We start from the raw sequence: 22138 nt of genomic DNA on the forward strand, positions 1-22138 counted from the left end.
TCCCTTGTTCTGATTGACCGTGGTCAAGAGCTGTCAAGATCGGCGCTGAGCCTCGCGGGGGTGGGGCTGCAGGTGGCCGGCGTGTTCGGCGAGGTCCGCCAGCAGGTCGTCCGCGGTCCAGCCGCCTTCGCGGTGGGTGACGAACGCTTCCTTCGGGTGGGCCCAGATCGCGAGCCGGTCGCCGCCGAAGCCGAAGTACTGGCCGGTGATCCCGGCCGACTCCGCTGAACTGAGGAACACCACGAGCGGCGCGACGTCCTCGACGGTGCCGGTGCCCTCGTGGCGCAGGTGCGCCGGGACGGGCCCGCCGGCCTCGACATCGGCCACGATGTCCTTCAGCGCAGGGATGGTCGCCGCCATCCTGGTGAGCGCCTTGGGCACCACGGCGTTGACGGTGACGTCGATCTTCGCCAGCTCCACCGACCACACCCGGACCAGCCCGATGATCGCCGCCTTGGACGCGCCGTACGCCGTCTGGCCGAAGTTGCCGTACTGGCCCGCCGGGGAGCCGATCAGGATCAGGCGGCCGCCCTCGCCCTGATCGCGGAAGCGGCGCGCGGCCGCGCGCCCGCAGGTGATCGTGCCGCGGATGTGGCTGTCGAGGACGACGTCGAGTTCCTCGTCGCTCAGCTTGAGCAGGGTCCGGTCCCGGAGGGCACCGGCGTTCGTGCACATCATGTCGAGCCGGCCGAACTCCTCGACGGCACGCTCGACCAGCGCGTCCGCCGTCCCGGTCGGGCCGACCGCGCCCACGTGGGCGACGGCGGTGCCGCCGGCGGCGGTGATCGCGGCCGCCGCCTTCTCGGCCACCTCCGCGTCGACGTCGTTGACCACCACCGCTGCCCCGGCCGCTGCCAGCGCCTCGGCGTACGCGCGGCCCAGGCCGCGTCCCGATCCGGTGACGATCGCGACCCTTCCGGTCAGGTCGATGCTCACGTGCCCTCCGGTGATCTCAGCGTGGCCTATGGTCAGGGGCCCTAATTGTTCGGGACGATAGAGTTCGGTCGCCTAACCTGTCAATGCGCTCTGCGTGATGATCGCCGCCGCGAACCGCTCGGCCATCATCGCCACGGTGGCGTTGATGTTGGCGCGGACCGAGTCGGGCATCACCGAGGCGTCGACGACGCGCAGCCCCCGCACGCCCAGCACGCGGCCCACCTGGTCGACGACGGCCCCCGACCCGGGCGGGCCGATCGCGCACGTCGACGACGCGTGGAACGTGCCCCGCACGGCGCGGCGCAGCCACCCGTCGAGCACGGCGTCGTCGTCGATGGCACCGGCCGGGGCGACGCGCTCGGCGACGACCTCGCGCAGCGCGGGCGACGACTCGACGAGGTCCACCGCGAACCGGACGGCCTCGCGCAGCCGGCGGACGTCCTCCGGTTCGCGCAGGAAGCGCGGGTCGACCACGGGACGGGCGGCCGGCTCGCCCTCGGCCAGCCGGACGTGGCCCGATCCCACCGCCAGCATCAGGAAGATCGTCATCTCGATCCCGGCACCCTGCTCGTCCTCGAAGGCGGCGATCGACAGCTTGAGGTCGTCGGGGATCGCCGAGCCGGGGGCCGTGGTGCGCAGCGCGACGGGGGCGCGCACCGACGTGGCGTTGAGCTCGTACCCGGGCCGCGCCCGCCAGCGCACCATCACCCGCGGGTGCTCGCGCAGCGACGCACCGACCCCCGCGCTGTCGAGGACGACGGGAACGCCGTTGCGCCGCAGGTGATCGGCATCGCCGACACCGGAACGCAGCAGCAGCCACGGGGTGGCGACGCCGCCCGCCGCCAGCACCACCTCCTGCTCGGCGAGCACCCGCACCGGTGCTCCGGCCGGGGTGCGGGCGAGGACGCCCACCGCGCGATCGCCGTCGAACAGCACCCGCTCGACGTCGCGGTCGCCCAGGACCCGCAGCGTCGGCAGGTCGCGCGCGGAGCGCAGGTGTGACAGCGCGCTGCTCACCCGCACGCCGTCGAGGTTGTTGAGCGGGTGCGGGCCCACTCCGCTCGCGCCCGGGGCGTTGAGGTCGGGACAGTGGGGGAAGCCCGCGTCCAGGCAGGCGTCCAGGAAGCCTGCGTGCACGGGGTGCCACTGCGCCGGGGGCACCCGCCGTACCGGCACCGGGCCGGAGCCGCCGCGCGCGGGGAAGTCCAGGTCGCGCGCGACCGCCGCGTACCACGGCGCGACCTCGCGCCAGCCCCATCCGCTCGCGCCCCGCGCCGCCCAGTTGCCGTCGAAGTCACCGGGCAGCCCGTGCAGCCAGACCTGGCCGTTGACCGAGCTCCCGCCGCCGATGACCTTCCCGCTGTAGAGAACGTACGGCGCGGCGCCGGGCGCGGACGGCACCGTGTCCCAGGCCCACGCGAAGTCGCGGGTGGTGACCCGGCCCTCGGCGTAGTCGCCGTAGAGGAGCACGGGTGGCGTCTCGTCCGGGCCCGGGAAGTCGGGGCCCGCCTCGAGGAGGACCACGGAGCGATCGCCGTGCGCGGCCACCCGCGCCGCGACGATCGCGCCGGCGGTGCCCCCGCCGACGACCACGACATCTGCCCGGACCTCGGGTTTCAGCGGAACACCTCCGGCCGGCTCCTCGCGAGGTCGATCAGGCCGCCGGCCTCGAGCATGTCGACGAGGAACGGGTCGGCCGCCGCGCCACGCACCGTGGTGCCGGTGGTGAGGTTGGTGAACTCGCCGGACGTGAGGTCGACCCGCACCCGGTCGCCGTCGGCGGCGAGGTCCGGGTTCAGCCCGACCTCCAGCGCGGGCAGCCCGATCTCGAAGCAGTTGCGGTAGAAGGTGCGCGCGAACGTCTCGGCGACCACGCAACCGATCCTGGTGGCCTGCAGCGCCTTGGCGGCGATCGCGCGGCCCGACGACTGCCCGAAGTGCTTGCCTGCGAACACGATGTCGCCCGGCTGCACCGCCCTCGGGAACTCCGGGTTCAGGTCCTCCAGCACGTGCTGCACGATCACGTCCATCGGCTCGAGCACGTACTGCGTCTTCACGAGCCGGTCGGTCGGGATGTTGTCCCCGAACCGCCAGCAACGGCCCTCGAACCTCACGCCTTCGCCCCCTCGTGCACGGTGCCTGCGATGACCCCGGCGACGGCCGACGCTGCGACGGTGGCCGACGACGCGAGGTACATCGACGCGTCGGGGCTGCCGTTGCGGCCGGGGAAGTTGCGGGCGTGGGTGGAGATCATCGCCTCGTCCGAGGCGAGGGCGCCCATGTTGTAGGCCTGGTTCGAACCGGTGCTGGGTGGGAACCACGTCGCGCCCGCCTCGTGCAACGCGAGCACCAGACCTTCCCTGACCGCCGCGGCGAACACCTCCCGGCTGGAGGGCACGAGGTTGAAGCGCACACCCGGGTGGACCCGCCGCCCGGCCAGCACCTCCGCCGCCGCGCGGAAGTCCTCGAGCCGTCCACCGCCGTGACCGCCCAGTTCGGCGTGCTGGATCGGGGTGCCCGCGACCTCGCCGACCGGCTTGACGTTGCCGACGGTCGGCGGGCACGCGACCTGCGCGTCGACCTCGCCGACGTCGAAGCGCAGCACCTGCTCCGCCTCGTCGCCGTCGCCGCGCACCAGCAGTTCCGGCACGGCGCCGCCAGGCAGCGTGCGCACGAACGCCTCGGTGACCTCGTCCGGCTCGACGAAGCTGCACTTGGCGCCGAGGTCGACGCACAGCAGCGGGAAGAGCCACCGGTCCCAGAAGGACAGCCCGCGCACGTACGGTCCCGCGAACTCCACGGCCCGGTAGTTCAGCTCACCCTCGCCGATGCGGCCCACCAACCAGAGCGCGACGTCGCGCGGCGTGACGCCCGGGTTCGGGGTGCCCTCGAGGTGCACGCGCGTGGTGGCGGGCACGCGGAACCACGCCTTCCCGTGCGGCAGCACGGTGCCGGCGTGCGAGTCGTTGCCGAGCGCCACCGCGAACGCGCCCAGCGTGCCGTGCACGGGCGTGTGGCTGTCGGAGCCGACCACGATCATGCCCGGCTTGATGTGTCCCTTGTGGACCGCGACGTGGTGCAGGTTGCCGTTGCCGCAGTCGTGCAGCGTGGTGCCGTGCTTCAGCGACCACTTCCGGTTGTGCTGCAGCACGTCCGCCAGCTGTTCGGTGGGCGGGGAGTACAGGTGGTCGAACACCGTCACGGCCCGCCCGGGATCTGGGACGGTCGTGTTGACGCGCTTCTCGTACACCTGCGAGGTCAGGTACGCGGACAGGTCGTGCATGATCAGCCGGTCGACCTTCGCCACCACGATCTCGCCCGGCTCCACCGACCCGCGGCCGCTCGCGCGGGCGAGGATCTTCTCGACGAGGTTCACACCACCACCTCCGCCACGATCTCGCGCGGGTCGGTGATGACCCCGCGGATCGCGGACGCCGCCGCCGTGGCCGGGCTGGAGAGGAAGATCTTCGAGTCGTAGCTGCCCATCCGGCCCTGGAAGTTGCGGTTGGCGGTGGAGAGGGTGGTCTCACCGTCGGTCATCGCGCCCCCGGCGCCCGCGCAGGCGCCGCAACCCGGGTTGGTGATCATCGCCCCGGCCTGGATCAGCGTGGTGAGCACCCCGTTCTCCGCGGCGCGCGCCATGATCGTGGCCGACGCGGGCGTGACGATGAGCCGCAGGCCCGGCGCCACCTGGTGGCCCGCGAGCACCTCGGCCGCGATGACGAGGTCGTCGTACTTGGCGTTGGCGCACGAGCCGATGAAGACCTGGTCGAGCTTGGTGCCCGCGACGTCGTCGACGCCCACGACGTTGTCGACCGTGTGCGGCACCGCGATCTGCGGCGCGAGCGTCGGGCCGTCGAGGTGCACGGTGGACCGGTAGGTCGCGTCCGCGTCGGGCAGCAGGACCTCGAGCTCGTCGCGCGGCACCCCGGCCTCGTCGAGGTAGGCGAGCGTGGCGTCGTCCGGGGCCACGTAGGCGTTCTTGGCGCCCATCTCCATGGCCAGGTTGCAGAACGTCATGCGCTCCGACACGGACATGCCCGCGACGTAGGAGCCGGTGAACTCGACCGAGTCGTAGGTGAGCCCGTCGGCGCCGAGGTCGCCGATGAGCTTGAGCATCACGTCCTTGGCGTAGACGCCGGGGGCCAGCTCGCCGTCGATCACGATCCGCACCGACTCCGGCACCTTGATCCACAGCTTGCCTGTGACCCACGCGGCGGTGATCTCGCTGAACCCCACGCCCGTGCCGAACGCACCCAGAGCGCCGTAGATCGTGGAGTGCGAATCGGTGCCGATGATGAACTGCCCGGGCCGCACGAGCCCGTGCTCCATGAGCACGATGTGTGCGATGCCGCTGTTGACGTCGAAGAAGTGCTTCACGCCCATCTTCTGCGCGAACTCGCGGCACAGCGCGTGGTGCCCGGCCGTCTTCGCGTTCATGGCGGGGGACAGGTGGTCCATCACCATCGCCACGCGGTCGACGTCGTAGAGCCGGTCGACGCCCATCTTCTCCAGCGTGCGGATGCACCGCCAGCTCGCGGTGTGGCTCATGTACAGGTCCGGGTACGCGTCGACGATCTGCCCGGGCACGAGGCCGGTCGTCCCGGACGCCCGCTCGATCGCCTTCTGCGCGAAGGTCTGGCCGGTCACCGTGATCCTCCTGCCGAGAAGCTCGCCATCAGGTGCGGGATCAGGCCGCCGTCGGCCATGATCTCCTGCAGCACCGGGGGGTACGGGCTGAACGGGAAGGTCTGCCCGCCCGTCTCGACCGTGCCCGCGTCGTAGTCGATCCACATCTCGTCGCCGTCGGCGGCCGCCTCCGCCGCGGCGGGCGACTCGACCGCGATGAGCCCGGTGTTGATCGCGTTGCGGAAGAACACGCGGGAGAAGGACGCCGCGACGACCGCCGTGATCCCGGCGCCGATCAGGCACGTGGCCGCCTGCTCCCGCGCGCTGCCGCAGCCGAAGTTGCGGCCGGCGACGACCACGTCGCTGGCCCGCAGCCGGGCCTGCGTCTCGGGTCCCAGCGGTTCGAACGCGTGCTCGGCGAGCTCGGCCGGGTCGATGCTCACGAGGTAGCGGCCGGGGATGATGACGTCGGTGTTCACGTTCTCGCCGAAGGTGATGACCTTGCCCCCGACGCGGTGTTCACTGCCCATGGATGTCTCCGCTCGAAAGTCCGGTGGTGGCCGCGCGGGCTCAGGGGCTGGTCTCCTCCAGGAACCAGTCGGTGGGCACCGTGTGCCCGAGGTCGCGCTCCTCGGCCAGCGCGAGCGCGCGTGCGCACACGGCCGCGAACTGCACGCCCATACCGGTGTTGTTGGCGAACACGGTGATGTCCTCGCGGCTCGCGCGGCCCGGCGCGTTGCCCAGCAGCAGGTCCCCGAGCTCGCGGATGTCGTCCCATTGCTTCAGGCCGCGCTCGACGGGCCCGAGGATGTCGAACTGCTTGTCGTGGTGCACCTGCTCGCGCGAGAGCACGGTGATGCGGGCCGCGCGGTCGAACGTCGTGTCGTCGAGTTCGCGCCGAGTGGCGGTGCCGTCGGGTGAGGTGATGGCCGTGACGTGCGTGCCGGGCTCGAGCCACGCGCCGTCGAAGCACGGGTCCATCGCGGCGGTGGCGCAGGTGACGATCTGGCAGCCGGCCACGGCGTCGCGCCGCTCGTCGACGGCCACGATCTTGCGGCCGGTCTTCTCGCTCCACACCCGCGCGAACTCCTCGCGGTGCTCGGGCGTGGGGCTGTAGACGCGGACCTCCTCGATCCCGGGGCGCACCATCAGCAGGCACTCCAGGTGGGCCTCGGCCTGCCAGCCGGAGCCGAACATCCCCGCGACCGTGGCGTCCGGATCGGACAGCTCCCGGATGCCGAGCGCGGAGGTGGCGCCCACACGCATCTTCTGGATGAAGCTGTCGTGCATGACGGCGAGCGGTTCCAGCGTGGTGATGCTGTAGAGCGTGACGAGCCCGACGTAGCGGCCGCCCGGCGCGGCCGGGATCAGCCTGCGGCGCTGCACACCGCTGGGCAGGGTCTCGACCCCTGCGATGTCGGAGGTGATCCGCAGCGCCCACACGCCGCTGGAGACGTTGCCGCCCTCCTGCGACTTGAAGCGGTAGCGGAAGCCGGGGTGGCGGCTGTCCTCCACCGGGAAGTACGTGTGGTTGCGCGGCCGGTTGGCACCCTGCCCGGACGAGAGCTCCCGGTACGCGGTCTCCAGCGCGTCGAGCGTCTCGTCGGCGGTGAGCACCTGCTCGATGTCGCCGTTGGAAAGGATCCTCACCGCTGTGCTCCTGTCAGGTGTTCGGGTGCGCCCGTGGTGACGCGCACGGTCTCGGCCACCGCCGCGTTGCCGCCGTCGGCGAACGCGACCTGCACGGACACCGCGCCCACCTCTCCGTCGGCCAGCTCGACGGCGGGGTCGTCGGTGCGGAACTCGCCGCCGGTGGACAGGTCGGCCTGGTTGACCCAGCGGACCTCGACCGTGGCGCCCGCGGGCAGCGTGGCCGGCAGCGGCGCGGCCGCGTCCGCGAGGGAACCGACGGTCGCCCCGGCCGTGACCGCCGCGATCGCCCGGCCGAGCGCCTCTTCCAGCGGGCCGGCCCACCCGGCGCCGCCGCCCAGCACCCGGCTCGCGTGCACCCAGGTCGTGCGGTACTGGCCGGTGACCACCACCGACGCCACACCGTCCGAAGTGGACAGCGGGTAGGGGTACACGTCGAGGAAGCCGCCGTTGCGCAGTGCGCGTTCCACGGCCTCGATGCGGCTGCCTGCGGTGCTGCCCTCGACCACCGCCTCGGTGATCGCGTCGTCGACGATCCGGCCTGCCCTGCGCAGCAGCTCCACCTCGGCAGGCGAGGGCACCAGCCGCTGCTCGCGCACCAGCCCGTCGAGCCTGCGCACCTCCCAGCCGGGCACGGCGGCGACGATCTCGTCGGCCACGGCGGCGGGCCACAACGCGGCGTCGACCAGACCGAGCACCCCCTCCTGGCTGCCCACCAGGTACTTCGCCACGAGCTCGGCGAAGTTCTTGCCGCCGCTGAACCCGGTGACCGTCGACGAGCGCTTCATCCAGTTCTGCACGCGCAGCGAGAGCTTCGTGAGGAACGTGACCGGCCCCTCGGCGGGGACCGCCAGCACCCCCTCGTTCCAGTAGATGCAGAGGTTGGTGAGGTACGCGATGTCGTCGGAGCGCGACACATCGCCGTAGACGAGGCCGATGTCGACGCCCTGCTCCGCCATGGCGCGCTGCACCGTGGCGACGCGCTCCCCCCACTCCTGCTCGGAGATCTCCGCGGGGTCGAGAACGTGCAGACCTCGTTTCACGCCGCGTCCCCCGTCTCGAACAGCTTCCGTTCGGTCGTGATGAGCACTTCGCAGCCGTCGGCGGTGACGCGGACGGGATCGCCGAGCACGAAGTAGCCGGCCAGCGGCGTGTAGGTGTTGGGGTGGATGATGAACACGGAGTTCTCGGGCAGCACCGTGTGGTTGCCCTCGATGATCGGCGTCTCGTCGCAGTGCAGGCCGTGCCCGTGGCCGCGTACGCGGGTGTACTGACTCGTGCAGTACTCGCCGTAGCCGTGCTTGCGGAACACGTCGTTCTGCGCCACCGCCACCTCGTGCGCGGTGATGCCGGGCCGCACCACGGAGATGCCGGCCTCGACCGCCTCGTTGAACAGGTCGAACGATCTGCGCTGCCCGTCGTCGGCCTTCCCGACCACGACGGACCGGCAGATCTGCAGCCAGTAGCCGTCCATCTTGGGCGTGAGTTCGGTGCGCACCAGGTCGCCCGCCTCGAGCAGCCGGTCACCGGGCGGGGTCATGCCGCGGACCTCGTCGCGGCCCGACGCGATCAGCATGAAGTTGTCCTCGGCCCCGAGGTTCTTGATCCTCGCCTCGACCTCGGCGACGATCCGGTATTCCGGCAGTCCGGGTTCCAGCACCTCGACGAACGCCTCCCAGCCGGCCGCGCACACCACGGCGCTGCGCCGCATGCGGGTGAGCTCCCACTCGCTCTTCACGAGCCGGGCGGTGTCGAGCAGCGCCGTCGCCGACACCACCTCGGCACCCGGTGCCGCGGCGCGGATCGTGTCCATGACCACGAGCGGGACGAGCTCGTGGTGCCCGATGCCGATGCGCCGCGGCGCCAGCTCCGCGAGCACCGAACCCAGCTCGGCCGGGTGCGCCGGGTCCAGCCGCCGGGCGTCGCCCACCCAGCCCTGCGCCGTGAACGCGGTGAGATCCGACGGCCGGGTGGAGAACGCGACCGCGTCTCCCTCGGCGGGGAACACGACGAGCGCCGCGCTCCCGCCCGGGGTGACGTCGGTGAAGTAGCGGATGTTCTCGCGCCGCCACGCGGGCCCGTAGGCGAGGAGCACGTCGAGGCCCTGCTCAGCCATCGCCTCGCGGACCTTGCGGTGGCGCGACTCGAGTTCCGCGCGATCGTCGGGTGACAGGGCCGTGCCGGCGGGCGCCGGGGCGTGGCCGATGGTCATCGTGCCTCCACTACTGGTCGTCGAGGTGGCCCTGGATGCCGAAGTAGAGCCGGGTGAAAGCGGGCGCGAGCTCGTCGCGCACCTCGGGGGCGAGGGCCGCGGTCAGCTCGGCGGCGAATTTGTCGAGCGCGCGCCGTGCGGCGTCGCGGGCGTCGAGCCCCTTGGTGGTGAGCTCGAGCTGCATGGTGCGCCGGCTGGTGGCCGACGGCCTGCGGGACAGGAAGCCCTGGTTGACCAGCTTGTCGACGCTCTCGGACATCGTCGACGGGTTGCGGTGCGCGAGCTTGCACAGTGCCGTGAGCGACGTGTGCCCGGCTCCGACCCTCGACAGGATCCGGCACTGCCGGATGGTGAGCGGCTGCTCGAGCCCCGCCAGCAGTTCCGTCTGGAGCCGGGTGAGCCGCCCGCCGAGCGCGAGGAGGACCTCGCCGAGGGTGGCGTCCGGTCCGAGGCCGTCGAAGGTCTCGGCGTCGCGGCTGATCATTTAGGCCCCCGTACGGTTCGGTACCCGAATGATATCGGGGCCGACTGTAACTCCGGCGGCGCGTTGTGGGAAGGGGTGTCAGATCTCGCCGCTGCGGACGAGGCGCGGCAGGCCGGAGACCACCATGCGGCGCTCCCGGGTGAGCCCGATCTTGGTGGCGACGCGCAGCGACGGGACGTTGGCGGGAGCGATGATCGCGATCAGGTGGTGCACACCCAGGGTGTCGCGGGCGAAGTCGCGGCAGGCCGCGGCCGCCTCGGTGGCGTAGCCGTTGCCCTGCAATGCGGGCCGGATGTGGTAGCCGACCTCGACCTCCTCCACACCGTCCACGCGCTGGGGCGTCAGACCGCAGTCGCCGACGAACTCGCCCGTGGCGCGCAGGACCACGACCCACAGCCCGAACCCGCGCTCGCGGTAGAGCCGCCGGTTCCAGTCGATCCACGCCTGCGCCTCGTCGCGGCGCTTCGGTGCCGGGTAGTGGCGCATCACCTCCGGGTCGCCCAGCAGCGCGGCCATGTCGTCGAGGTCGGCGTCGGTCATCTCGCGGAGGAGGAGCCGGGGCGTGGCGGGAGCGGTGCGCGATCCGGGGAGCATCGGGAAAGCATCGCCCGCCGGGCGCCGGTGCACCCAGTCACGCCGCAGCCGCCTTGAGCCGTTTGGGCAGCAGGGCGTCCAGGATCGGGCCGGGGTCGAGCCGGTCGCCGTACCAGTCCGGCGTCAACGTCCAGTGATCGATGCGCGCATGGCGCTCGGCGAGGTCCTCGAGATTCCCGCTCAGCGCCGGCGCGGTGGCCGGGATCGCTGACCCGTCGGGACGGGCGAATTCCGGGCCGTCGGGGACGGCTTCGGTGAAGATTCTTGGAAGGCGGGTTCCGCGGACTCGGCGGGGAGGCAATCCAGTTTCAGGGATGTTGATCGGGGTGGGTCGGGACCACAGGACAGTGGCGTAGGCACCCGGCGGTGACGGGCTCGTCGGGAACGGGCGTGCCCTCCAGTCGGGGACGGCTGCCCGCGCCACCACGGGGTTCGGTAGTGATCCCGACCCGACCGCGGCCTCACGCACGCGGAGCTCGGGACACGGGTGGCTGCACGGCAGGCCGGGCCGGGGCCCGGGAAGGCCTCCGCAGCGGGATGACCGGGCTCGCCAACCGCAAGATCAGCACGCGGGCGGTGGGTTCCGCGGACCGCGGCTGGGGTGGGTCGGCGCGGTTTCCGACCGCGGCTCGCGTCGGGCTGTCGGAGCTGCACACCTGTCGGCCTCGCCCCGCGCCGGGGTGTGACCACAGGTCCTCGTCTGGGCTGGCCGCGCTTTCGCGCGCTGCGGTGCCGTGCTGGGCCCGGTCTGGGGATGACCGATCCGGTGGGCGCGCTGCGAGATGCTCGTCGCGCCCTCCCGGGCTCGTGGACGAGCACGTCCCGTGGGCTGCAGGGCGACGATCCCGTGGTCCAGACCGTATGGCGCGCCACTGTGGAGCTTGATCGGCGGACCGGCGCGTTTCCCGACGCCAGGTGTCGGTTTTCGCGCCCGGCCGGTGATCATGAGGCCCGCGCCCGCGGGGCTTGCCTGCGCAAGATCGCTACACGCGGGGCTGGGTTCCGCGGAACCGACCGGGAAGCAGCCCTCTCCGAGGACGTCGATCGAGAGGCTTCGGGACCACAGGACAGTCGCGTAGGCACCCTGCCTTCGACCCCACCCCTGCCGCGTGCCCAGCACCCGGACCATGATCACTGATCGGGAGCGAAAGCCGACGCATGGCGTCGGGAAACGCGCCAATCCAGTGATCAAGCTGCTCAGGCGGGGGTGGGCGCCCGTGGGAGACGGCGCCTAAACCCTCCGGGCCCAACGCGCGAGCGGCAAAGCCACCACGCCGGGGAAGCGGGGCGTCTCGGCCTCGTCGAGCATCGCGGCGGCGACGGTCTGCCGGCTGACGGTCGCGCCGAGGTCCAGCGGAGGACCGGCGTCCAGGCCGACCGTGCGCCGGTCGGCGCTCTCCGGTCCGTCGTCGAGCACGCCGGCGTGGAACACCGTGCCGCCGGCGGCGAGGACGGTCTTGTCGGCGTCCACCTTGTCCGCGAGCCGGTCACCGAGGAGCGCTCCGAGGATCCCGGCTGCCTCTCCTGCAGCGGCGGCGGACGCACCGGTTCCGTAAGCGCCCAGCCAGATGATGCGTCGTGGCCCGGCGGCGACGAGCGCCTCGGCGCCCGCGAGCAGGACCCCCGCGCGGTCCGTGCCGAGCGCGGAGAGGACGACGGAGGAGTCGTCGACGAGCGCGCGGATGCTCGCCGGATCGGTCACGTCAGCCGCCCGCTTGTGCAGGCCCGCGGAATCGGCGAGGGCGATGCGCGCGGGATCGCGGGCGATGGCGATGACGGTGTGCCCCCGGAGCAGCGCCTGCCGCGTGAGGGCGAGTCCCGTGCGGCCGGAGGCGGCGAGGACGGTCAAATTCATGCGAAAACGCTACGGCGCGCGGCAGCAGGCATCAATTGCACAACCGGCAACACATCATTGAGCCTGCTGGATTCCAGGACGGAAAATCATGTGTTGCCGGGGACGCACTGGTCGTCCGGCGGGGGCGTGCCTAGGCTTCCGGCGCTGGAAGCGATCGTCAGCGGCAGGAGGCGGGAATTCTGTGTCCGGCCGGGGCTCGGTGGCGGCGTTGTTCGTGCACCCGGTGAAAGGGCTCAGTGCGCAGTCGCTGAACAGGGTCGCGCTCCGTCCGGGCCGGGGGGTTCCGAACGACCGCGTGTTCGCGTTCGCGCGTCCGGACGGCAGATATCGCCCCGGGACGCGGGTCGGGCTGCCGAAGCAGGAGTTCTTCGCACTGGTCTCCGACCACCGTCTCGCCGGACTCGACACGCACCTCGACCCGGAGACCGACGTCCTCACCGCGCGCGTCGCGGGGCACGAGGTGCTGGAGGTCGACCTGGGCACCGAAGCGGGCCGCGAGGACGCGGTGCGGTTCTTCGCCCGCGTCCTCGACCTGCCCGCGGGCGTCGCGCCGGTGCTCGCGCGCGAGCCGGGCAGGAGGTTCACCGACGCGGCCGCGGCGGGCGACCCGGCGATGCACTGGGTGTCGATGGTGAACCTGGCCTCGGTCCGCGACCTGGAGTCGCGCACCGGCACGGTGGTGGACCCGGCGCGGTTCCGGGCCAACGTGCTCGTGGACGGTCTGCCGGCGTGGTCCGAGTTGGACGTGATCGGTCAGGAGTTCGACCTGGGCGGCGTGCGCGTGCGTGCCGTGCACCGCACGAAGCGCTGTGCCGCCACCGAGGTCGGTCCGGGCACCGGCCGTCGCGACCTGCCGGTCGTGTCCATGATCGACAGGACGTACGGGCACCGGTTCATGGGGATCTACTTGGAGGTCCTCACCGCGGGCGTCCTGGAGAAAGGCGCCGAGGTCATTGTCTGAGCTGCGTCTGCGCGTCACCGCGACGGCCGACCTCACGCCGACGGTCCGCCGGTTCGTCCTCCAGGACCGCAGGGGGATCGCGCTGCCGGGCTACGAGCCGGGTGCCCACATCGTGGTGACCACCCCGGCCGGGCACCGGCGCAGCTACAGCCTCGTCGATCCGGGCGGTGCGCGGCCGTCGGATTACGCCGTGTGCGTGCGCCGCGACAGTCGCGGCCGCGGCGGTTCGGTGAGCATGCACGACGACGTGGCGGTGGGCACCGACCTCGTCGTCTCCGCACCGGCCAACAGGTTCCCGCTCCGGCCCTCGCCCCGGTACCTGTTCATCGCCGGGGGAATCGGCATCACACCGATCCGGGCGATGGTGCGCCGCCTGCGCGCGGAGGGCCGGACCGGTGTGCAGGTGCTCTACCTGACGCGGTCCGCCGCGGAGACCCCGTTTCTCGAGGAGTTCGACGGGCCGGAGGACCTCGTGCACCACGGTGCCGGCCGCGGCCGGCTCGACCTGTGGCCCCACCTCGCGGTCCCGGACGACGACGTGCGCATCTACTGCTGCGGGCCCGCCCCGCTCCTGCGCACCGTGCAGGCGCTCACCGCTCACTGGCGGGCGAGCCGCATCCACATGGAGGAGTTCACGGCCCCGCAGGGCGGGGTGTCGGTGCCGTTCACGGCGGTGTGGGCCCCGGACGCGCGCCGCGTGGACGTTCCCGCGCACCTGTCGCTGCTCGCCGCCCTGCGCCGCGACGGCGTCCCCGTCCCGTCGTCCTGCGAGGCAGGCGTCTGCGGGACGTGCCGCCTCAGGGTCATGCACGGCGAGGTCGAGCACCGCGACTCCGTGCTCACGCCCGGTGAGCGCGACGCGAGCATGGTGGCCTGCGTGTCGCGCGCCCGGTCCGCCGAGATCGTGGTCGGGCCCTGGGAAGGTGGATCGACGTGACCACCCACGAACTGCACCCCGAGCTCGGGACCACCACGGACGTGTTCGACCGCAGCGCGCCGCCCGTTCTGACCGCGGAACCCGGCGACACCGTCGTCGCAGGGTCACTCGACGCGTCCGGGTTCCTCGAGCGGCAACGCACGCCGGGGGAGGAGCGCCCCAGGATGTTCGACGAGCGGCGCGGCCACTGCCTCACCGGTCCGATCGCGGTGCGGGGTGCGGAACCGGGGCACCTGCTCGCGGTGCACATCGTCTCGGTCGAACCCGGTGAGTGGGGCTGGACCGTGGCCGGGGCCAGGGACACCGCGGTGAACCGCGCGCTCGGGCTCGCCGGGGAGCCCACCTGGCTGCTGTGGGAGATCGACGCCGACGCCGGCACGGCCACCGACGACCGCGGCCACACCGTGCGGACCTCGCCGTTCCTCGGCGTGATCGGGATGCCGCCCGACGAGCCGGGCCTGCATTCGACGATCCCGCCGCGCGCCGCAGGCGGTGGCAACATCGACTGCCGTGAGCTGATCGCGGGCGCGACGTTGTTCCTGCCGGTCACCGTGCCCGGGGCGCTGCTGCACCTCGGCGACGGCCACGCCGCGCAGGGCGACGGCGAGGTGTCCGGCACCGCCATCGAATGCCCCATGACCACGCGGGTGACGCTCGACCTCGTCCCCGACGCTCCGGTTCGCGGCCCGCACGCGGTCACCCCGCACGGGCGCATCACGTTCGGGTTCGATGCCGACCTCAATGCCGCGATGGCGGAAGCCCTGGCGGCGATGGTCACGTGGATGCAGCACCTCTACGACGTCGACCGGGGCACGGCCACGGCGCTCGCCAGCTCGGTCGTGGACCTGCGCATCACGCAGGTGGCGAACGGGACGTGGGGCGTGCACGCCGTCCTCGCGCACGGGGCTGTCTGCTGAACCTGGATTGCTGTCCGTGGAATGACCTCATGCTGAGGTTGCACTGGAGTGAATCGGCTTTCGACCGTAGCGTCGGCACGGTGATCGACTGGCTTGCCCTCGCCGAATCGCTCATCGCGTCGCCGTGGTTGTACGCGGTGCTGATCGCGGTGTCGTTCCTCGACTCGTTCCTGCCGCTGATCCCGAGCGAGCCCGTGGTGATCGTCGCCGGCGTGTACGCGGGCACCGGGCAGACCGACATCGTGCTCGTCATCGCGGCCACGACGCTCGGCGCGTTCCTCGGCGATCTCCTCCCGTACGCCGTCGGGCGGCTCCTGGGTGCGCGCGTGCTCGCGCGGATGCCACCCGGCTCCAGGCGCCGGAAGGCGCACGACTGGTTCGTCCGCGAGCTCGAGGCCCGCGGCGGCTTCGTCCTCGTGACCACGCGGTTCATCCCGGTCGGGCGCTACCTGGCCACCCTGTCCACCGGCCTGGTCGGCTACCCGCTGCGCAAGTACATGCTGTTCGTCGGCTTCGCCACGGCCAGCTGGAGTGCCTACACCGCGCTCACGGGCTACCTCGGCGGCGTGGTGTTCCAGGACAACGCGCTGCTCGGGATCGCCGTCGGGGTCGGGCTCGCGTTCGTGGTGACCGGTGTGATCGAAGCCGTCCGCGTCGTGCGCCGTCGCCGGGGCGTCGCCGCGCCGGACCCGGCGGTCGACTGACGCAACGCGATCAGCCGGCCATGATCCGGCGGGTGCGCTCGCGCAGCAGCTGGTGCGTGCGGTCGTGGTGGTTGCGCGGGTGCCACGCCATGGCGATCGGCACGGCCGGCAGTGCCAGGGGGATCGGGAAGGTGTGCAGCCCGAGCGTCTCCAGCAGCGGGCGGCCCAGCCCCGCCGGAGCCACGCAGACGACGTCGGTCTCGCGGGCGAGGAACAACGCGCTCGCGAAGCTGGGCACGACGGCCACCACCCGCCGGTGCAGGCCCCGGTCGGCGAGCTGATCGTCGATCGGGCCGTGGACCGTGCCGCGCCGGGACACGACGACGTGGTCGGCCGCGGCGAACCGCTGCGGCGTGACGGCGGCCGCTCCCGCGAGCGGGTGCTCCGGCCGCACCGCCCCGATCAGGGTCTCCGTGACGAGCGGCTCCGAGTGGATCTCCGGGGCGCCGGGCCGGATGACCCCGATCTCCAGGTCCACCAGTCCTTCGCGCAGGGCCGGGGTGTCCCCGAGGTTCTCCGGCCGCAACCGCAGCGAGATCCCGGGGGCCTCGACCCTCAGGTCGTCGATGAGCGACGGGATGAACGTCGCGGAGAGCATGTCGGCGACCTGCAGGTCGAACATGCGCACCGCGGTGCGTGGATCGGTGCTGCCCGACGGCGCGAACAGCGCGCGAGCGCGGGTGGCGATGGCGTGCACCTCCCCGCGCAGTTCCAGCGCCCGGGGAGTGGGCACGAGATCCCGCCCCGCGCGGACGAGGAGCGGGTCGTCGAACGCGCGCCGCAGCCGGCCGAGGGTGCGGCTCATCGCCGGTGCCGAGGTGTGCAGGCGCGCCGCGGCCTTCGTGACGCTGTTCTCGGCGAGCAGTGCGTCGAGCGCCTCGATCAGGTTCAGGTCGACGTGGTCCACGCTGATGATTATCGCAGACGAAAGAAGGACGTATCAACGTTGCACTGGAGTTAATCGACGTGGGTTCCTACTGTCGGATCTGTGATGAGAGCTGTGGTGATCGGCGCCGGGATCGTGGGACTGACCAGTGGGATCGCGTTGCGCCGCGCCGGAATCGACGTGGTGGTCCACGAGCAGGCGCCGGAGATCCGCGCCGCGGGCGCCGGGCTGGGGCTCTGGGCCAACGCGCTGGCCGTGTTCGACGAACTCGGCATCGGCGACCAGGTGCGTGCCATCGGCAAGCCGAGCGAGATGTACTTCCACGACCCGGCCGGGCGGTTGCTCGAGACACCGGAGTTCGGTGCGGAGGACCACCGGTACCTGCTGGTGCACCGGGCGAAGCTGAACGATCTGCTCGCCGACGCCGTGGGACGCGACAACATCCGCCTGGCCAGCGGGTTCGACGCCTACGAGGAGTACGACGACGGCGTCACGGTCCGCCTGGCCGACGGCACCAGCGAGGACGCCGACGTGCTCGTCGGGGCGGACGGCGCGTACTCGGCCGTGCGCGCGCAGCTGGTGCCCGGCTTCCCGGCGCAGGAGCACCGCGGGCACCGCGTCTGGCGCGCGGTCATCCCGGCCGCCGGCTTCACGGTGCCCGACGACCGGTTGATCCTCGGCCACAACCGGTGTCGCGGCGGGTACGTCCGCACGCACGACGGGCACGTCTACTGGTTGCTCAACCAGTTCGACTCGCCCCCGCTGACCGGCACCTCGAAGCAGCAGGTCCTGGAACGGGTCGTCCACCTCCAGGAGGACGGGCAGCCCTCCCTCCTGGCTGATCTGGTGGCGGCGACGCCCGAGGAGAAGATCCTGCAGAACCAGATCATGCTCGTGCCGCCGCTGCCGCACTGGACGTCCGCGCGGGTGGTGCTGGCCGGGGACGCAGCCCACGCGATGTCGCCGCACATCACCGCCGGTGCGACGCTGGGCGTGGAGGACGCCGCCCTGCTGGGCCGCCTCCTCGCGCCCGGGGGCGACGTGCCCGCCGCGCTGTCCGCCTACGAGACCGACCGGATCCCGCGGTACGCGCACGTCGCGCAGCTGTCGGCGGCGGTCGAGCACGCGCCCACCCCGCAGGAGTTCGCCCGGCACTACGCGGCCTTCAGCCACTGGATGCTCAGCCCGCAGCCGCAGCAGCCCGAGAAGCAGGCCGTGCAGGCATGACGTTCGTCGTGGAGGTGGACGTCCCCGTGCCGATGCGCGACGGGGTCGAGCTCGCCACCAACGTGTGGCGGCCGGAAGGGCCGGGGCCGTTCCCCGCGCTGCTGGTCCGCACCCCGTACGGCAAGGACGACGCCGGCACGTTCGGCAACCCGAAGCTGCCGGACGTGTTCGCGTTCGTGGAGGCCGGTTACGCGGTGGTCGCGCAGGACGTGCGCGGGACCTCCCGCTCCCAGGGCACGTTCGTGCCCCACGCGTCGGAGGGCGGCGACGGTGTCGACACGCTCGAATGGCTGGCCGCGCAGTCGTGGTGCGACGGTGCGGTCGGCATGTGGGGCGGCTCCTACATGGGGTTCGCCCAGTGGCAGGCGGCCGTGGGCGGCGCACCGGCGCTGCGCGCGATCGCGCCGGTGATGAGTTCCGCCGACCCGTACGGGGCGCCGTGGTACTCGCCGGGAGGCGCGCTGTCGCAGGACGCCGTGCTGACCTGGGGCACGCTGTCGGCGTTGCGCAACCTGCGGCGCGCAGGCGGCGACGGTGTCGCGTCCGACGTAGGAGCGCTCACGGCAGGTCTCGCCGATCCCCGGCTGCTGCACGACCCGCTGCCGGTCGCGGAACGCGATGCGATGACCCGCCACCTGCCCTGGGTACGCGAGGTGCTCGCCCATCCGGAACGCGACGAGTTCTGGCGGGGGATCGCCGCGATCGACCGGTGCGACCGCATCACCGTGCCCGCCCTGCACGTCGGCGGCTGGTACGACGTGTTCATCGGCGAGACCGTGCGGTCCTACACGATGATGCGCCGCCACGGGGGCAGCGCCGAGGCGCGCGAGGGCCAGCGCCTGATCATCGGCCCCTGGAGCCACGCGGACGGCACCGACCTCGGCACCTTCCCCGACCGGTCGTTCGGGCTCGGGGGCAGCATCAAGGCCGCCGACATCACCGCCGCGCACCTGCGGTTCTTCGACCGCTGGGTCCGCGGCAGGGCCGACGTACCCGATGACGAGCACCGGGTCCGGATCTTCGTCATGGGTGTCGACCGGTGGCGCGCCGAGGCGGACTGGCCGCTCCCGGATACCCGCTACGCCGACTTCTTCCTCGCCGGCAACGGCCGCGCCAACACGGCCGCGGGTGACGGCGTCCTGACGTGCGACGGCGCATCCGTGGAAGCGGCCGACACGTTCCTCTACGACCCGCGCCGGCCCGTCCCGACCGTCGGCGGCACCGTGCTCGCCGCCGTGCCCGGCGCGTACCCCGGCCCGGCCGACCAGGCCGCGGTCGAGTCGCGCGAGGACGTGCTGTGCTTCACCACCGCCGTCCTGGAGCGGCCCCTCGAGGTGACCGGCCACGTCACCCTGGTGCTGCACGTCTCCTCGTCGGCGCCGGACACCGACTTCACCGGCAAGCTCGTCGACGTGCACCCGGGCGGGGAGGCGATCCTGCTGTGCGAGGGCGTGCAGCGCGCCCGCTACCGCAGGTCGCTCACCCGACCCGAGCTCCTCGAGCCGGGCGCGGTCCACGACCTGACCATCGACCTGGGGGTCACGTCGAACGTGTTCCTCCCGGGGCACCGCATCCGGCTCGAGGTCTCCAGCAGCAACTTCCCCCGCTACGACCGCAACACCAACACGGGCGGGGCGATCGCCGCCGACGGCGAGGACGAGCTGGCCGTCGCGGTGAACCGGGTCCACCACGGGCCGGCCCGTCCCAGCAGGCTGGTCCTGCCGGTGATCGAGCGGCCGGGAGCGGAGGTGCAGCGATGAGCCCGGAGGCTCTGGCGGACCGGACGGCCGTCGCCGACGTCGTCGCCGGTCTCGCCCACGCCCAGGACGACCAGGACTGGGCCGCGCTGCGGCGACTGTTCGTCGACGAGGTGGTCCTGGACCTGTCGACCCACCACTTCGGCAGGCCGGCGACCACCATGGCCGCCGCCGACCTCGTCGACCTGGCGCGCGCCACCCTGGCCGGCTTCGACTGCACCCACCACGCGACGTCGAACCTCGTGGTGCACCTGTCGGGGGACGAGGCCGAGTGCCGCACGCACGTGCTCGCCTACCACCACGTCCCCGCCGAACCCGGTGTCGTCGACCACTGCACGATGCGCGGCTACTGGCGCCTCGGGCTCCGCAGGACCGGCGGGCGCTGGCTGATCACCCGGTGGGCCGTGCTGCGCACCGGGCCGTGGGAAGGATCCCCGGACGTGTACGCGCTCGCTGCCGCACGCAGCACCACCCTGTCATGACCGCCGCCGCGAAGGACGGACGCCCGTGTTCTACGAGATCCGCACCGAGCACGCCCGCGAAGGCCACGGTGCCGAACTGGCCCGATACATGGAGGAGAGCGTCATCCCGCTCCACCAGGAGGTGGGGATGCAGGTGGTGGGGTCGTTCACGGTGATCGGCGACGACGACGCGTTCGTCTGGATCCGGCGCTTCGAGGACGCCGCCGACCGCGAACGGGTCCTGGATGCCGTCCACCGACACCCCCGGTGCGCGGCTTTGATCGACACCGTGTCCGGGCTGGTGGCAGGGGCCGAGTCCGTGGTCCGGATGGAGCCGACGCCCGGGTCGGCGCTGCGCTGATCCGTCTCGTCAGGTGACGATGTCGGCGAGCCGGGTGACGTCGTCCAGGTCGTCCGTGGCCGCGAGGAAGACGAACTCGTCCACGCCGAGGTCGGTGTACCTGGCGACGGAATCCTCGATCGACCGCGGAGAGGTGTGGAGGACCACCTCGGCGGCGATGTCCGCGGGGGCCCATCGGTAGAAGCCCTGGATGTTCGCCCGCGCGGCCTCGGTGTCGCTCAGCGCGAAGTAGGCGAGCGCGACGAGCCGCGGGGCACCCTGGCGGCCCGCGTCCCGCCATGCCGACCTCGCCGCCTCGAAGCCGGGCCCGGTCAGGGCCGGTGGGAGCGCGCCGCCGATGTAGCCCTCGCCCCAGCGCGTCATGCGGCTCAGCGCGCGGGGGGAGTACCCGCCGAACAGCACGGGGACCTGCCGCGTGCCCGCGGGCACGGCGGGGCTGCCTCCGTCGCCGACCGGCTTGCCTGCCCAGACGTCGCGGTAGGTGGCCAGGTCGGAATCCAGGCGGGCGCCGCGATCGCGGAGTCCGAGCCCGGGCACGGTGAACTCCTCCTCGCGGGACCCGACGCCCACGCCCAGCGTGAGGCGGCCGCCCGACACGCCGTCGATGCCCGCGACCTCGGTGATCGGCGGATTGGCGCGTTTCCCGACGGTAGGCGTAGGCGTCGGGTTTCGCTCCCATCCAGTGATCAGGGGATGGCGCGGGCAGGCCGGGTTCCGCGGAACCCGCCGACCCGAACCGGAGCGCTGCGGCGGGCGCGCCGTACCCGGCCGGCTACCCGGCCTCCTGCCCGGCCATGTCCCGCGGGCGAGCCCACCGTTCCGCGTCGCCCTCCGGCGAGCCGGTGGCCGAGTGGGCATCACCGCCGGATCCCGTGGTCGCTCTGACGGCCGTCCCCGGCGCGGGGCCACGCCCGTCCCGGCGCGCCGTTCCGGTGGGCGGCCACTCAACCGGCTGTGGCGGCACCCTCAGCGGGGGAGGGGTTCACCGGCCAGCCAGCGCTTGCCGGCCGAGTAGAGCTCCTCGACCTCGGGGCCGTGCAGGCCGGGGACGTCGAGGTGGACCTTCATCCCCGCGGTGGACTGGCAGTACAGGAGGTGGCGGCACCCGGACGGGAACGCCTTCAGCGCCGCTCGGTCGACGGGCGGGACCTCGCCGGGCACCACGGCGTCCAGCCGGTCCTTCTCGTAGATGGGCTCGCGGAGCACCATCCGCCAGTCGTCGTCGCGGTCCTCGAAGAAGTCGTAGAACCGGCCCACGCACGTGACGTCCACCTCGACGCCGTCCAGCACCAGCCGCTGCGAGATGGACATCTTCGTCTGCGCGACGGCGCGCGGGCCCGCGACCTGGATCAGCGAACCGCCGAGGAAGTGGTGGACGAGCACGCCGGCGTCGAAGCCGCGGCGCGAGGCCTCGACGAAGTCGGCGGCGGTCCCGCGGAACCACGTCGTCTTCATCCGGCCGCCGGGATGCCACGTCGACCGGAGCTCGTCCCACGCGCCCGCGTCGCGCGCGACCGCCCATCTCTCGACGACGGACCGGATGGCGCGATCAGGATCGTCCACGAGC

The 22138-nt window shown here is 72.5% G+C and carries 24 protein-coding genes; 8 read left to right on the forward strand and 16 right to left on the reverse strand.

Annotated elements, in window-relative coordinates:
• Positions 1–33: 33 nt before the first annotated feature.
• The 13 genes from ACFPL3_RS15715 to ACFPL3_RS15775 all read right to left on the reverse strand — a co-directional run bounded on the left by ACFPL3_RS15715 (position 34) and on the right by ACFPL3_RS15775 (position 12360).
• The gene (locus tag ACFPL3_RS15715; protein WP_343941608.1) at positions 34–936 is read right to left on the reverse strand and encodes an SDR family NAD(P)-dependent oxidoreductase; all 903 of its coding nucleotides are present in this window, start codon (positions 934–936) and stop codon (positions 34–36) included.
• 72 nt (positions 937–1008) lie between these two features.
• A complete protein-coding gene (locus ACFPL3_RS15720; protein WP_343941607.1) occupies positions 1009–2529 on the reverse strand; it encodes a GMC family oxidoreductase in 1521 nt (506 codons plus the stop codon).
• Positions 2530–2552: 23 nt separating this feature from the next.
• Positions 2553–3050 (reverse strand): LeuD/DmdB family oxidoreductase small subunit, encoded by a 498-nt coding sequence (locus tag ACFPL3_RS15725; protein WP_343941606.1) that lies wholly within the window; start codon positions 3048–3050, stop codon positions 2553–2555.
• On the reverse strand, positions 3047–4312 hold the full coding sequence (locus tag ACFPL3_RS15730; protein ID WP_343941605.1) for an aconitase family protein: 1266 nt from the start codon (positions 4310–4312) through the stop codon (positions 3047–3049). The genes ACFPL3_RS15725 and ACFPL3_RS15730 overlap by 4 nt, the downstream gene beginning before the upstream one ends.
• A complete protein-coding gene (locus ACFPL3_RS15735; protein ID WP_343941604.1) occupies positions 4309–5586 on the reverse strand; it encodes an aconitase/3-isopropylmalate dehydratase large subunit family protein in 1278 nt (425 codons plus the stop codon). Before ACFPL3_RS15735 ends, ACFPL3_RS15730 begins: the two co-directional genes overlap by 4 nt.
• The gene (locus ACFPL3_RS15740; protein ID WP_343941603.1) at positions 5583–6095 is read right to left on the reverse strand and encodes a LeuD/DmdB family oxidoreductase small subunit; all 513 of its coding nucleotides are present in this window, start codon (positions 6093–6095) and stop codon (positions 5583–5585) included. The genes ACFPL3_RS15735 and ACFPL3_RS15740 overlap by 4 nt, the downstream gene beginning before the upstream one ends.
• Before the next feature lie 40 nt (positions 6096–6135).
• Positions 6136–7215, reverse strand: coding sequence for an ornithine cyclodeaminase family protein (locus ACFPL3_RS15745; protein WP_343941602.1), 1080 nt, complete (start codon positions 7213–7215; stop codon positions 6136–6138).
• Complete coding sequence (locus ACFPL3_RS15750; RefSeq protein ID WP_343941601.1) at positions 7212–8258, reverse strand: aminopeptidase P family N-terminal domain-containing protein; 1047 nt, start codon at positions 8256–8258, stop codon at positions 7212–7214. Before ACFPL3_RS15750 ends, ACFPL3_RS15745 begins: the two co-directional genes overlap by 4 nt.
• Positions 8255–9427, reverse strand: coding sequence for a M24 family metallopeptidase (locus ACFPL3_RS15755; protein ID WP_343941600.1), 1173 nt, complete (start codon positions 9425–9427; stop codon positions 8255–8257). Before ACFPL3_RS15755 ends, ACFPL3_RS15750 begins: the two co-directional genes overlap by 4 nt.
• A gap of 10 nt (positions 9428–9437) precedes the next feature.
• Positions 9438–9911, reverse strand: coding sequence for a MarR family winged helix-turn-helix transcriptional regulator (locus tag ACFPL3_RS15760; protein ID WP_343941599.1), 474 nt, complete (start codon positions 9909–9911; stop codon positions 9438–9440).
• Positions 9912–9989: 78 nt separating this feature from the next.
• Positions 9990–10505, reverse strand: a complete 516-nt coding sequence (locus tag ACFPL3_RS15765; protein WP_343941598.1) for a GNAT family N-acetyltransferase — start codon at positions 10503–10505, stop codon at positions 9990–9992.
• 37 nt (positions 10506–10542) lie between these two features.
• Positions 10543–10929 (reverse strand): hypothetical protein, encoded by a 387-nt coding sequence (locus ACFPL3_RS15770; protein WP_343941597.1) that lies wholly within the window; start codon positions 10927–10929, stop codon positions 10543–10545.
• Positions 10930–11736: 807 nt separating this feature from the next.
• Positions 11737–12360, reverse strand: a complete 624-nt coding sequence (locus ACFPL3_RS15775) for an NAD(P)-dependent oxidoreductase (RefSeq protein ID WP_343941596.1) — start codon at positions 12358–12360, stop codon at positions 11737–11739.
• A gap of 181 nt (positions 12361–12541) precedes the next feature.
• Between ACFPL3_RS15775 and ACFPL3_RS15780 the strand changes: the two genes are divergently transcribed.
• The 4 genes from ACFPL3_RS15780 (at position 12542) to ACFPL3_RS15795 (ending at position 15879) form a co-directional block, all read left to right on the forward strand.
• Positions 12542–13321, forward strand: a complete 780-nt coding sequence (locus ACFPL3_RS15780; protein WP_343941595.1) for an MOSC domain-containing protein — start codon at positions 12542–12544, stop codon at positions 13319–13321.
• Positions 13314–14258, forward strand: a complete 945-nt coding sequence (locus ACFPL3_RS15785) for a PDR/VanB family oxidoreductase (RefSeq protein WP_343941594.1) — start codon at positions 13314–13316, stop codon at positions 14256–14258. The genes ACFPL3_RS15780 and ACFPL3_RS15785 overlap by 8 nt, the downstream gene beginning before the upstream one ends.
• Positions 14255–15175, forward strand: coding sequence for an acetamidase/formamidase family protein (locus ACFPL3_RS15790; protein ID WP_343941593.1), 921 nt, complete (start codon positions 14255–14257; stop codon positions 15173–15175). The genes ACFPL3_RS15785 and ACFPL3_RS15790 overlap by 4 nt, the downstream gene beginning before the upstream one ends.
• Positions 15176–15255: 80 nt before the next feature.
• Positions 15256–15879: a DedA family protein gene (locus ACFPL3_RS15795; RefSeq protein WP_343941592.1), complete on the forward strand. Its 624-nt coding sequence runs from the start codon at positions 15256–15258 to the stop codon at positions 15877–15879.
• A gap of 10 nt (positions 15880–15889) precedes the next feature.
• Here ACFPL3_RS15795 and ACFPL3_RS15800 read toward each other — a convergent pair whose 3' ends face one another.
• A complete protein-coding gene (locus ACFPL3_RS15800) occupies positions 15890–16786 on the reverse strand; it encodes a LysR family transcriptional regulator (RefSeq protein ID WP_343941591.1) in 897 nt (298 codons plus the stop codon).
• A gap of 84 nt (positions 16787–16870) precedes the next feature.
• Here ACFPL3_RS15800 and ACFPL3_RS15805 point away from each other — a divergent pair, with 84 nt between their 5' ends.
• From ACFPL3_RS15805 to ACFPL3_RS15820, 4 genes are read left to right on the forward strand one after another with little or no spacing between them, the layout of a single operon-like run.
• Entirely contained in the window at positions 16871–17992 is a 1122-nt protein-coding gene (locus ACFPL3_RS15805) for an FAD-dependent monooxygenase (RefSeq protein WP_343941590.1), read from the forward strand.
• Complete coding sequence (locus ACFPL3_RS15810; RefSeq protein WP_343941589.1) at positions 17989–19752, forward strand: CocE/NonD family hydrolase; 1764 nt, start codon at positions 17989–17991, stop codon at positions 19750–19752. Before ACFPL3_RS15805 ends, ACFPL3_RS15810 begins: the two co-directional genes overlap by 4 nt.
• Complete coding sequence (locus ACFPL3_RS15815; protein ID WP_343941588.1) at positions 19749–20231, forward strand: nuclear transport factor 2 family protein; 483 nt, start codon at positions 19749–19751, stop codon at positions 20229–20231. The genes ACFPL3_RS15810 and ACFPL3_RS15815 overlap by 4 nt, the downstream gene beginning before the upstream one ends.
• Before the next feature lie 25 nt (positions 20232–20256).
• The gene (locus ACFPL3_RS15820; RefSeq protein WP_343941587.1) at positions 20257–20571 is read left to right on the forward strand and encodes an NIPSNAP family protein; all 315 of its coding nucleotides are present in this window, start codon (positions 20257–20259) and stop codon (positions 20569–20571) included.
• Positions 20572–20580: 9 nt separating this feature from the next.
• On the opposite strand, the gene ACFPL3_RS15825 is transcribed toward ACFPL3_RS15820, so the two are convergent.
• Both ACFPL3_RS15825 and ACFPL3_RS15830 read right to left on the reverse strand, forming a co-directional pair.
• Positions 20581–21429 (reverse strand): LLM class flavin-dependent oxidoreductase, encoded by an 849-nt coding sequence (locus tag ACFPL3_RS15825; protein ID WP_343941586.1) that lies wholly within the window; start codon positions 21427–21429, stop codon positions 20581–20583.
• A 108-nt stretch (positions 21430–21537) separates the two neighbouring features.
• On the reverse strand, positions 21538–22134 hold the full coding sequence (locus tag ACFPL3_RS15830) for a nuclear transport factor 2 family protein (protein ID WP_343941585.1): 597 nt from the start codon (positions 22132–22134) through the stop codon (positions 21538–21540).
• Between the last annotated feature and the right edge of the window lie 4 nt (positions 22135–22138).

It is taken from the genome of Pseudonocardia zijingensis, from assembly GCF_042657305.1.
In the GTDB taxonomy this organism is placed as follows: domain Bacteria; phylum Actinomycetota; class Actinomycetes; order Mycobacteriales; family Pseudonocardiaceae; genus Pseudonocardia; species Pseudonocardia zijingensis.